A 2,110-nucleotide genomic window follows, 5' to 3' on the forward strand; every position below is an offset into this window, starting at 1 on the left:
CTACCCGGCTTGAGATGGAAGCTCTTTTCAAATGAGATAGCGTCAAATCTTCAGCACTCGATTGATCAGCAATACAGACTTCCTCGCTTTGAGATGAAAGCCTCCCCGACTTTCGCAAATATTTTATAACTCGCCGCGACACGCCATCCACCACGCGTGCTACCTCGTGATCATGGATTCCAGGGATTCTATGAAAAACAGAATGACCCTCGTCGTCCACCTTATAGATGCCATCAATGACCAAAAGATGGAAATGAAGATTAAGGTTGAGCGCAGAGCCGGCCCGCTGAAGGTGAGATACTATGCCGGTCTCACCGCCTTTAATACCAAGTTTTCTGGCCTTCTTTCGAAGATAATTATTGATCTCATAACAGAGGATCTTGTTCACCGCCTTCAAAAGCTTATCATCTGAGGCCATCCAATAGCGAAGTTCGAAGGGGACTGATAAAACCCAGTGCCTCGTTGGAACAAATGGGATCACATTATCCGCGAGGAAAATGGAACGCCCCGACATCCGGCGACCAGCACAGGACGGACAAAAACCTCGGCATTTGCAGCTAAATGGCACAATAATTGAGTGGATGCAATCGTCACATTTGAGTCTGACAAATCCCTCAGATAAAATGTCGCAGGCTAAAAATTTGTCAAACTCGCGCCTTATATAATCCGGTAACGCCTTTCGATCGGAATCCCTGGCGATTGCATCAAAAAAAGTTTGAGTATGCTCCTCCAGAACCTTATAGAGTATGGTTTGCTCTGGCTCATGTCTTTTATATTCCGCATAGGATGTCTTTGCCATAACCCTGGAAGAATTATTTGTCCGGGAAAAATATTGGCACTGACATTTTCAGCGATTCAAAGACTTCGCATATTCTTAGGCTTTACATATGCAGTTTTCAAAGAGCAATTGATTCCATAAAACTCTTGTCTAGGCCGATAGAGTTTTGTCATATCTGACGTATTTTTTGATGCGATCAATCTCATTGGGCGGGTCCGCCTGCCAATTCCAAGGCAAAAGGCTATCGAGGCGGGATATTGGGTGACCTTCATTGAGTCTGATCGTGATATCGGTCAGATAGTCCTCAGGACAGATCATGTACAGTCTGCAAGTCGCGATGATTGTGTAATAGACTTCGAGGGCTAGACTGCCGGAGCGGGCCTGCGTAAATAGGTGATTTTTCTGGCAGAGCTTTGGAAGCCTGAGAGCCCTCTCCACCCGATTGTTGTCGGGCCAGACTTTCGGATCTTTTAAAAAATAGCAAAGCTTCTCCCAATGGCGGTTCAAATAGCCAATGGCCTTGCCAAGGGTTGACCTTGGGGGTGGATCGAAAGAATTGGCCCGCTCTTTGATCCTGTCCATAATAGGCCGCGACTCGCAGTCTCGAACGCGCAGCAGTTGATCGCCGCTAACCCCCTTCGCTCTTGCCTGATGTTCGATTCCATAGAGATCAGATATGAGCTTGATCACCTCAAGCGACTGCTTTGGAAACGAGAGGAGAGAATGAAAAAAATAGCGGCGCAGGTGCGCAAGGCATCCGGCATGATCTTTATATAAAAGCTTATTGTCGTAGATGTTGAGTCCATCCGTTTGCAGCACACCGGGACCGCTTCCAATCAGGTCTGCCACAATTTTACGATTGCGGCCATCCTGGACCTGGTAGCTGACAGCTTTGGCCGAAACAAACGAAAATAGAAACGAAGTTTTGCGCTGACCACCTTCAAAATGTCTGAGCGGAGACTCATCGAAGTTTAGATAATCCTCTTTCAGGTTCAGTTCGTGAATTCTTTCTGCAAGTGAACCCAAAAGGACGCTGTATCTTTCGAGGGCGCGATTCAGAGTCGATCTGTCAAGATCAAGTCCCTCATAGCTCATCATCCTTCGTTGCCTATAGAGCGGCAGAGACATATCAAACTTATCAACAGCGAGTCGTGATACAAACCGCGGGCTAAATTTGGAGCCCTCGGCGGTTCTGATCGGAGCTGGCATTCTAAGAGTCGTCGAGCCGCAGCTGCAGGAGCCCTTGTGCAAGTTGACCGTTCGCTTGACGAACCTTGATGGGTGCACGTCAATCTCAACGGCTTCGCGGTACTTGCCTTGATCCTTGATCTC

General features: G+C 47.6%; 2 protein-coding genes and 1 pseudogene. All 3 read right to left on the reverse strand.

All coding sequences use genetic code 11. From position 1 onward, the window contains the following. On the reverse strand, nucleotides 1–388 hold a 388-nt coding region (locus tag VE954_RS16735), incomplete at its 3' end, for a transposase (protein ID WP_324954776.1). Nucleotides 389–451: 63 nt separating this feature from the next. After that, nucleotides 452–799, reverse strand: a pseudogene (locus VE954_RS44295) (transposase zinc-binding domain-containing protein); the annotation flags it as partial. 129 nt (nucleotides 800–928) lie between these two features. Continuing rightward, nucleotides 929–2,110 (reverse strand): IS66 family transposase (gene tnpC / locus VE954_RS16740; protein ID WP_324954773.1); only part of this gene is annotated, 1,182 nt, incomplete at its 5' end.

The sequence above is a fragment of the Oligoflexus sp. genome (genome assembly GCF_035638955.1).
Classification (GTDB): Bacteria; Bdellovibrionota_B; Oligoflexia; order Oligoflexales; family Oligoflexaceae; genus Oligoflexus.